The following is a 9,610-nucleotide window of genomic DNA, read 5'->3' as shown; positions in this document are numbered from 1 at the left end:
ATCCCCATGCAAGGTTGGGGCCGAGGGTGGCCACGCAGGGCATAAAACGCTCCACAGCCCAGCGTGGCCACCCTCGGCCCCAACCGTCCCACTGCAAGAAAGTCCAACCCACCCAGGTCTCACCGATAAGCGACAACAACCGCGCTCTCAGCCGGCAACTCGACCCGGTCACGCTGGAGGACAACACCCTCGGACGTAGCGAGCAACACCTGAGAGGGAACGTCCCGCAACGACACGGTCTGCGGCACACCAGCCAGATTGACCGCCACAGCCGTACTGCCGCGCCGCATCACGAGATGCTGGTCTCCGTGCCACACCTCGACTTTGTCGAGCCATGGATCGGTCAGCTCCGGACGGCTGCGCCGCAGGGCGATCAGCCGCTGGTAGATGTCGAGGATCTCCGCGTGTTCCGGTTTCGCGCGCTCGTCCCAGTCCAGTTTGGACCTCAGGAACGTCTCCGGGTCCTGCGGGTCCGGCACTTCCGCCTCGGCCCAGCCGTGCGCCGCGAACTCGCGCCGGCGCCCGTTTTTGACCGCCGCCGCCAGTTCCGGCTCCGGGTGGCTGGTGAAGAACTGCCAGGGGCTGCTGGCCGCCCATTCCTCGCCCATGAACAGCATCGGCGTGTAGGGCGACGTCAGCAGCAGGGTCGCCCCCACTTTGAGCAGGCCCGGGGACAGCGTCGCCGAGATGCGGTCGCCGATGGCGCGGTTGCCGATCTGGTCGTGGTCCTGCAGGAACGCCACGAAGCGGTGGCCGGGTGTGCGGCTGCGGTCGACCGGTCGTCCGTGCCGGCGCCCGCGGAAGCTCGACCACGTGTTCGCGTGGTAGAACGCGCTGGTCAGCACCGTTTCGAGGCATTCCAGGGATCCGAAGTCACCGTAGTAGCCTTGCCGTTCGCCGGTCAGCGTCGCGTGCAGCGCGTGGTGGATGTCGTCGTCCCACTGGGCGTTCAGGCCGTAACCACCGGCCTCGCGCGGGGTGATCAGCCGCGGGTCGTTGAGGTCGGACTCGGCGATCAGCGACAGCGGGCGGTTGACGTGGGCCGACAGCGTCTCGACCTCGACCGCCATCTGCTCCAGCAGGTGGACCGCCGAGTGGTCGGCCAGCGCGTGCACGGCGTCGAGCCGGAGGCCGTCCACGTGGTAGTCGCGCAGCCACATCAGGACGTTGTCGATGATGTAGCGGCGGACCTCTTCGGCGCCCGGCCCGTCCAGGTTGACCGCCGAGCCCCACGGGTTGGCGCCGGCCTCGTTCAGGTAGGGGGCGAACATCGGGGCGTACGCGCCGCTGGGGCCGAAGTGGTTGTAGACCACGTCGAGCACCACGCCGAGCCCGCGCCCGTGGGCCGCGTCGACGAACCGCTTCAACCCGTCCGGACCGCCGTAGGCCTCGTGCGGCGCGAACCAGGCCACGCCGTCGTAGCCCCAGTTGTATTCGCCGTTGAACGAGTTGACCGGCAGCAGCTCGACCAGGTCGACGCCGAGTTCGACGAGGTGGTCGAGCCGGTCGATCGCCGCGTCGAAGGTGCCCTCGGCCGTGAACGTGCCGACGTGCATCTCGTACAGCACCGAGCCGGGCAGCTGCTTGCCCGTCCAGCTCTGATCGTTCCACGCGTACGCGGTGTGGTCGTAGACGCGGCTGGCGCCGTGCACGCCCGCCGGCAGCCACGCCGATCGCGGGTCGGGCAGTGGTTGTTCGACGTCGGGGACGACGAAGGCGTAGTCGGCGCCGGGCCCGGCCGACGGCACGTCGCGCCGCCACCACCCGTCCGCGCCGCGTTCCATCTCCAGCTCCTCGCCCCCGAGGGAGAGACGCACGGTCTTCTCCGGGGCCCACACCTCGAACAGCGTCATTTCTCTTTCACCAGGAGTGCGACGGGATAGGTCTTCAGGAGTTCGGCCATCGAGAGGCGGTTCCCGCCGTAGCTGGTGTTGGTGAACACTTCCGTCCAGCTGTGGCCGTCGAGTGACACCACGGTGTCGCCCCAGCCGCCGTGGCGTGACAATCCGACCGGCAGCCGGGTGGCGATCGTGACGGCGCCGCCCCGGTCGAAGGCCAGCACGTGCTCGGAGACCCGGCCGTCGGCGAAGACCGGCCGGTAGCCGCCGAACAGTTCGGGTCGCTGCCGGCGCAGGCGCAGGGCGCGGCTGGTGACGAGCAGTTTGGCCGCGCCGGTGTCGTCGACCGGGGGCAGCCAGCCGTCGTCGATGCGGGCCAGCAACTCGCGACGGGCGCCGAAGTCGACCGGGCGGCGGTTGTCCGGGTCGACCAGCGAGTAGTCCCACAGCTCGGTGCCCTGATAGACGTCGGGCACGCCGGGCATGGTGAGCTGCACCAGTTTCTGCCCGAGCGAGTTCGCCCAGCCGGGCGGGGTGATCGACGCGGCGAAGTCGGTCACCTCGCGGTGCAGCGCCGGGTCGTCGTAGATACGGTCGACCATCTCGCGCAGGGCCGTCTCGAAGCGCTCGTCAGGCTTGGTCCAGGTGGTCGCGCTCGCTGCCTCCTTGGCCGCTTTCAGCGCGTACGCCTGAAGCCTTTCTCGCGACAGCGGCCAGGCCCCGACCGCGGCCTGCCAGACCAGGTGGGCCAGTGCCGGGTCGGGCAGCGGGCAGATCCGCACCCAGCGGCGCACGACCTCGGTCCAGTCGCCCGGCACCTCGGACAGCACGGCCAGCCGGGCCCGCACGTCCTCGCTGCGCTTGGTGTCGTGGGTGGAGAGGGCGGTCATCGCCGCCGGCCACTTGCGGCGCCGTTCCTCGTTGGCGTCGTGGAAGTCGTCGGGGGTGACGGCGAAGTCGGCCGGGTCGTTGCCCACCTCGTTGCGCGCGGTGAAACGGGTCCAGCGGTAGAAGGCCGTGTCCTCCACGCCCTTGGCCATGACGGCGCCGGTGAACTGCTGGAACCGCGCGGCCAGTTCGTCGTCCGGGTTGCGCAGCCGGGCGGTGAGCTGGTCGAGCACCGGGATCAGCGGCGGGCGGCGGCGGCCGGCCTCGGAGCGGGCCCGGGCCAGGTGGCGGGAGCCGAACGGCAGGTAGGAGCGGTAGACCGGGAAGCACGCGGCCAGCTCGGCCAGGGCGCGCGGGGCGGCCTCGACGTCGGGGGCCAGGCGGCCCATGCGGGCCAGCTCGGCGGCGAGCAACGTGGTCGCGGCGGTGAGCTTGGTGCCGTGCACGAGGTCCTGCCAGGACGTCTCGCCCCCGGTCAGGTGGTGCTGCAGGGTGTCGAAGAAGGCCTCGGTGCCGGGGTCGACGAAGACGCCGCCCACCTCGGCCAGCGCGTCGTAGCCGGTGGTGCCGTCGACCGGCCAGTCCGGCATCTCCTCGCCCGGCTCGAGGATCTTCTCGATCACCAGCCAGGTGTCGGGAGCGGCCCGGCGCAGGCGCTCGAAGTAGGCCCCGGGGTCGCGCAACCCGTCCGGGTGGTCGATGCGGATGCCCTGCACGAGGTCCTCGTCGACCCAGCGCAGGATCTCGGCGTGGGTGGCGTCGAAGACCTTCGGGTCCTCGACGCGCAGGCCGGCCAGGTCGACGATCGCGAAGAACCGGCGGTAGTTGAGCTCGCTGTCCCCGCGGGTCCAGTTGACCAGTTCGTAGTGCTGCCGGTCGTGCACCTCGCGCGGCGTGCCCTCGCCGGTGCCGTCGGCGATCGGGAACCGTTTGTCGAAGTAGCGCAGCTCGCCGTCCTCGAGACGCAGGTCGTCGAGCGCGTCGGGCGAGTCGGCCAGGGTCGGGATCAGCAGCCGGCCGCGCGACCAGTCGATGTCGTAGAAGTCGGCGAACTCCGATTCCCGTCCCCGGCGCAGCACGTCCCACCAGGTCGGGTTGGCCGAGGGCACGGCGACGCCGGCGTGGTTGGGCACGATGTCGACCACCAGCCCCAGGCCGGCGTTCTTGACCGCGGCGGACAGCACGCGCAGGCCGTCGGCGCCGCCCAGTGCCGGGCTGACCTGGGAGTGGTCGACCACGTCGTAACCGTGTTCGGAACCGGGAGTCGCGGTGAGCAGCGGTGCCGTGTAGAGGTGACTGACGCCGAGGTCGGCCAGGTAGTCGGCCAGCTCGGCCGTCGCCTTCAACGGGAACTCGGGGCGGACCTGGACTCGATAGGTTCCAGAAGGGGGCATTCAGACCGTCCTGTCCAGCACGATGAGCGACCTGTCCGGCACCCAGATCTTGTGGCCGGCCTCGACGACCGACGGGCGATCCGGAGACGGTTCGGCCGTCTCGATGACCTTCTCCCACTTCTCCCCGTACTCCGCGGGAGGCGTGGCGAACTCGATGGGCGCGTCGTGCGCGTTGAAGAAGAGCAGGAACGAGCTGTCCACGTGGCGCTGGCCGTACTGGCCGCGCTCGCGGATGCCCTCGCCGTTGACGAACAGCGCGACCGCGCGCCCGAAGTCGTTGCCCCAGTCGTCGCCGGCCATCTGCCGGCCGTCGGGGGTGAACCACTCGAGGTCGGGCAGCGGGTCGCCGCCGCCGCGGGCGGTGACCGGCAGGCCGGTGAAGAACCGCCGCCGCTGGAACACCTGGTGGCGGTGGCGGAACGCGGTGAGCTTGCGGGTGAACTCGAGCAGCTGCTCGTCGGCGTCGCCCCAGTCGATCCAGGCGATCTCGTTGTCCTGGCAATAGGCGTTGTTGTTGCCCTGCTGGGTGCGGCCCAGCTCGTCGCCGTGCGAGATCATCGGGACGCCCTGCGAGAGCATCAGCGTGGCCAGGAAGTTGCGCCGCTGCTTGGCCCGCAGCTCGAGCACCTTCTCGTCGTCGGTCGGGCCCTCGATCCCGCAGTTCCACGACCGGTTGTGGCTCTCGCCGTCCCGGTTCTCCTCGCCGTTGGCGTCGTTGTGCTTGTCGTTGTACGACACCAGGTCGTTCAGCGTGAAGCCGTCGTGGGCGGTCACGAAGTTGATCGAGTGGAACGGCTTGCGGCCGTCGTCCTGGTAGAGGTCGGCCGAGCCGGTGATCCGGGAGGCGAACTCGGCCAGCGTGGCCGGCTCGCCGCGCCAGAAGTCGCGGACGGTGTCGCGGTACTTGCCGTTCCACTCGGTCCAGTTGGGCGGGAAGTTGCCCACCTGGTAACCGCCGGGGCCGACGTCCCACGGCTCGGCGATCAGCTTGACCTGGCCGACCACCGGGTCCTGCTGGACGACCTCGAAGAAGGTCGACAGCCGGTCGACGTCGTAGAACTCGCGGGCCAGCGTCGAGGCCAGGTCGAAGCGGAAGCCGTCGACGTGCATCTCGGTGACCCAGTACCGCAGCGAATCCATGATCAGCTGGAGGCTCTGCGGGCTGCGCACGTTGAGGCTGTTACCCGTGCCGGTGTAATCCATGTAGAACTGCGGCTGATCGTCCACCAGACGGTAGTAGGTCCGGTTGTCGATGCCCTTGAGGCTCATCGTCGGGCCCAGGTGGTTGCCCTCGGCGGTGTGGTTGTAGACGACGTCGAGGATCACCTCCATGCCCGCCTTGTGCAGGGCCTTGACCATGCCCCGGAACTCCTGGGTCTGCTGGCCGAGGGTGCCGGTCGACGAATAGCCGTGGTAGGGCGCGAAGAAGCCGAGCGTGTTGTAGCCCCAGTAGTTGCGCAGGCCGAGGTCGTGCAGCCGGTTGTCGTGCACGAACTGGTGCACCGGCATCAGCTCGACCGCGGTCACGCCGAGGCCCTTGAGGTGCTCGATGATCGCCGGGTGGCCGATCGCCGAGTAGCTGCCGCGCATGTCCTTGGGGACCTCGGGGTGCCGCTCGGTCAGCCCCTTGACGTGGGTCTCGTAGATCACCGAGTGGTGGTACGGGATGTCCGGCCGGCGGTCGTTTCCCCAGTCGAAGTACGGGTTCACGACCACGCCCTTGGACATGTACGGCGCGGAGTCGAGATCCGACATCTGGTCGGGGCTCTCCATGTCGTACGCGTACAGCGACGGGTGCCAGTCGATGTCGGCGTCGACGGCTCGCGCGTACGGGTCGAGCAGCAGCTTGTGCGGGTTGTACCGCAGCCCGCGGGACGGGTCGTACGGCCCGTACATGCGGTAGCCGTAGCGCTGACCCGGCTCGACCCCGGGGAGGTAGGCGTGCCAGACGAACGCGTCCTGCTCGTGGAGCTGGACCTTGCGCTCGTTGCCGGACGGGTCGAACAGGCACAACTCGACCGCTTCGGCCCCCTCGGAGAAGATCGCGAAGTTCGTGCCCGTGCCGTCGTACGTGGCACCCAACGGGTACCGATGACCAGGCCAAACCTGCATGTCGTGCTCCCACCCCTCGACCGTCGGTGCGCTGCGACCACACAGCTGACGGGCACCGCGGCGCGACGGTGTTGCCCACCGATCCGCCGGAGTAACCCTCCGCGTACGTGTCGTCGGCTCATTCTCACCGATGGGGCGGACAGTTTTCGCGCGACGACCCCGATACCCAACTCAGGTGGACCCCTCCCCTGCCGGGTTTGACTTCGCGCAAACTGAGCATAGATGCGGCGTGCCGATCACTTTCGGACCGCAGGAGTGCGGATCCCCGGACCGCGAATGGCTGGTGACAGACGGTCTGGGCGGCTTCGCCACCGGTACCGTGCCCGGCTTGCGTACGCGCCGTTACCATTCGCTTCTCACTCTCTGTGACCCTATCAGCGCCGAGCGTCGACTGGCGCTGGCGGCTCTGGACCTCACAGTGACGCTCGCCACGGGCACCAAAGTCCAGCTCTACACGCACGAGTGGGAGTCCGGAGCGCGGGCTCCCCGGGGAGATCGGTTCCTGGAGAGCTTCACGTCGGTGGACGGCGTTCCGCGGTGGCGCTGGCGGGTCGGTGACGTGGTGATCGAGCGCGAAGTGGCGATGCGTCACGGCCACCCGGGTGTCGCCGTGACGCACCGTGTGGTGTCGGCCGCCGAGCCGGTCGGGCTGGCCGTCGCGGCCATGTGCACCTGGCGCGACGCGCACGAGCAGCGCCGGTCACCGGCCGGGGCCCTGCGGGTCGAGCAGGTCGCCGGCGGGGTGATCGTCGAGGACGCGTACCGGATCGAGGGACCCGGCTGGCAGCCCGGCGGGGAATGGCACCTGGGCGCCTACGCCCGGGAGGAGGCCGCGCGCGGCCTGCCGGCCGTCGAGGACCTCTGGCACGCGGGCACGTACTTCGAGCGGGTGGGCCCGGGCGAGGTGATGGAGATCTCGGCCTGGGGCGGCGATCTCACCGTACGGCCCCCGGCCGCCGCCGCGGTCGTCGCGGCCGCCCGCACGCGCGCCCAGGAGCTGATCGCCACGGCCAAGGCCGAGGGCCCGGCCGCGACGCTCGTGCTGGCGGCCGACGCGTTCGTGGTGCGCGGCGCCGACGGGCCCGACGTCGTCGCCGGCTACCCCTGGTTCGGCAGCTATCTGGGCGACACGGCCACCGCGTACGAGGGCCTGTTCCTCGACACCGGGCGGGCCGACGAGGGGCGTGAGCTGCTGCTGGCGCACACCCACCGGGCGGCCGAGCAGATCGCCGAGCCGGCCGGCCCGTGGGCGCCGCGGACCTCGCCCGACGCGCCGCTGTGGCTGGTGCACGCGATCGACCGGCACGTGCGCCGCACCGGCGACAGCGACCTGGCCGCCCAGCTCCTGGACCCGCTGGGGCGGCTGCTGCGGCGCCACGTCGACATCGACCCGGCCGACGGGCTGGTGCGTCTCAGCAACGCCGCCAGCTGGATGAACGGCTACACCGGGGACGGCCCGGTCACCCCGCGGATCGGCAAACCGGTCGAGATCAACGCGCTCTGGGTGAACGCCCTGGCCGCGCTGGCCGACCTGAGCGCCGAAGCCGGGCGGGACGACACCGACACCCGGGCCGGGCACCACCGGGTGTGCGAGGCCTTCCGGAAGCGGTTCCCGGCGCCGGAGGGCTGGCTCCACGACGTGGTCGACGGTCCGGCGGCGACCTATCCGCTCGGCGCGGGCAGCCGGCACGACGACCCGTCGCTGCGGCCCAACCAGCTCCTCGCCTGGTCGCTGCCGCACGCGCCGCGGCCGGAGGGCACCGCCGCCCTGCACAAGATCGGCGCCGCCCTGCTGACCCCGCTCGGCCTGCGCACGCTGGCGCCGACCGAGTACGGCTACCAGGGCGAGCACCGCGGCAACCGGGACGACCGGGACATCGCCTACCACCAGGGCACCGTCTGGCCGTGGCTGATCGGCCCCTACGCCGACGCCTGCGAAGCGCTCGGCCTGCCCACCGAGGGCCTGTTCACCGGTCTCGAGGCCCACCTGCACGAGTGGGGCGCCGGCTCGGTCAGCGAGACCGCCGACGGCGACCCACCCCACCGCGCGAGCGGTAGCCCCTTCTCGGCGCGGTCCGTCGCCGAGCTCCTGCGCGTGACCCGAAAGGCCTGAGCCGTGACCCGCATCCTCATGCTGTCCTGGGAGTATCCGCCGCTGCTGGTCGGTGGCCTCGGCCGGCACGTGCACGCCCTGGCCACCACGCTCGCCGCCGCCGGCCACGACGTCACCGTGGTCACCCGGCAGGCGCCGGGAGCGCTGCGCGAGGAGTACGCCGAGGGGGTCCGCATCCTGCGCGCGCCCGACGACCCGGCGCGCTTCGAGGTGCACGACGGCGACATGCTGGCCTGGGCCATGGCGTTCAACCACACGCTGACCCGGACCGCCCTGCGCGCCGCCCGCACCGGCGACTACGACGTGATCCACGCGCACGACTGGCTCGTCGCCCACGCCGCGGTGACCGTGCGCGACCACCTGGACGTGCCACTGGTGGCCACCATCCACGCCACCGAGTCGGGCCGGCACCAGGGCTGGCTGCCGCACCCGCACAACCGCTCGATCGACGACATCGAGCGCTGGCTGGCCGCCGAGGCGTCCCGCACGATCGTCTGCTCCGATTACATGAGCGACGAGGTGCAGCGGCTCTTCGACGTGCCCGCGGCCGGCATCGACGTGGTCCCCAACGGCGTCGACGCGCTGGTCTGGAGCCCGCGGCCGCGCGCGGTGGCGGCCGCCCGCCGCCGATATGCCGAGGCGGACGGGCCGCTGGTCAGCTTCGCCGGCCGGCTCGTCTACGAGAAGGGCGTGCAGCACCTGCTGACGGCGGTGCCGGCCCTGCGCGAGCGGCACCCGGGGCTACGAGTGGTCGTGGCCGGCGATGGCCCGTACCGCAAGGATCTGGAATCTCTGGCCACCGAGGGCGTGACCTTCGCCGGCTTCCTGACCGGTCATCACCTGACCGCTTTGATGGGCGCCTCCGACTGCTACGTCGTGCCCAGCATCTACGAGCCGTTCGGCATGGTGGCGCTGGAGGCGGCGGCGGCCGGCACCCCGGTCGCGGTGGCCGACACCGGCGGGCTGGCCGAGATCGTCGAGGACGGCGTGACCGGGGTGAAGTTCCCGCCCGGCGATCCGTCGGCGCTGGCCGAGGCGGTCGGCTCGGTGCTGGCCGACCGGGAGCACGCCCGCCGGGTCGCCCGCCGCGCCCGGCGCCGGGTGCACGACGACTTCGCGTGGCCCGGCATCGCCGCGGCCACCGTCGCCACGTACGACCGGGCCCGGGCCGACGACGCCCGCCGGGTGACCCGCGAGGCCGAGAGTGTGCTGGCCACCACTTCCGGTCGCGCCTGGTCAGCGCCGGGGGGCTGCCCCTAGGATCT

5 protein-coding genes are annotated in these 9,610 nt (G+C 71.2%); 2 read left to right on the top strand and 3 right to left on the bottom strand.

Annotated elements, in window-relative coordinates:
* Window positions 1–119 precede the first annotated feature (119 nt).
* The 3 genes from treZ to glgX are packed head-to-tail and all read right to left on the bottom strand — an operon-like array spanning window position 120 to window position 6,232.
* Entirely contained in the window at window positions 120–1,853 is a 1,734-nt protein-coding gene (gene treZ, locus NAG42_RS25345) for a malto-oligosyltrehalose trehalohydrolase (RefSeq protein ID WP_250033477.1), read from the bottom strand.
* Complete coding sequence (gene treY / locus NAG42_RS25340) at window positions 1,850–4,120, bottom strand: malto-oligosyltrehalose synthase (protein ID WP_250033476.1); 2,271 nt, start codon at window positions 4,118–4,120, stop codon at window positions 1,850–1,852. The genes treZ and treY overlap by 4 nt, the downstream gene beginning before the upstream one ends.
* Complete coding sequence (gene glgX / locus NAG42_RS25335) at window positions 4,121–6,232, bottom strand: glycogen debranching protein GlgX (protein WP_250033475.1); 2,112 nt, start codon at window positions 6,230–6,232, stop codon at window positions 4,121–4,123. It lies immediately after the preceding gene.
* Window positions 6,233–6,407: 175 nt separating this feature from the next.
* Here glgX and NAG42_RS25330 point away from each other — a divergent pair, with 175 nt between their 5' ends.
* Both NAG42_RS25330 and NAG42_RS25325 read left to right on the top strand, forming a co-directional pair.
* On the top strand, window positions 6,408–8,345 hold the full coding sequence (locus tag NAG42_RS25330; RefSeq protein ID WP_308201187.1) for an amylo-alpha-1,6-glucosidase: 1,938 nt from the start codon (window positions 6,408–6,410) through the stop codon (window positions 8,343–8,345).
* 18 nt (window positions 8,346–8,363) lie between these two features.
* Window positions 8,364–9,605, top strand: coding sequence for a glycosyltransferase family 4 protein (locus NAG42_RS25325; protein ID WP_250033502.1), 1,242 nt, complete (start codon window positions 8,364–8,366; stop codon window positions 9,603–9,605).
* Window positions 9,606–9,610: the final 5 nt, after the last annotated feature.

It is taken from the genome of Paractinoplanes maris (assembly GCF_023544465.1).
Taxonomy (GTDB): Bacteria; Actinomycetota; Actinomycetes; order Mycobacteriales; family Micromonosporaceae; genus Actinoplanes; species Actinoplanes maris.
The sequence above is the reverse complement of the archived record's forward strand: the minus strand, read 5'-3'. Positions and strand labels throughout refer to the sequence as shown.

Bases quoted from the DNA above. Each gene is read 5' to 3' on its own strand.
- treZ (WP_250033477.1), bottom strand. From the start codon at position 1,853: ATGACGCTGTTCGAGGTGTGGGCCCCGGAGAAGACCGTGCGTCTCTCC.
- treY (WP_250033476.1), bottom strand. From the start codon at position 4,120: ATGCCCCCTTCTGGAACCTATCGAGTCCAGGTCCGCCCCGAGTTCCCG.
- glgX (WP_250033475.1), bottom strand. From the start codon at position 6,232: ATGCAGGTTTGGCCTGGTCATCGGTACCCGTTGGGTGCCACGTACGAC.
- NAG42_RS25325 (WP_250033502.1), top strand. From the start codon at position 8,364: ATGCTGTCCTGGGAGTATCCGCCGCTGCTGGTCGGTGGCCTCGGCCGG.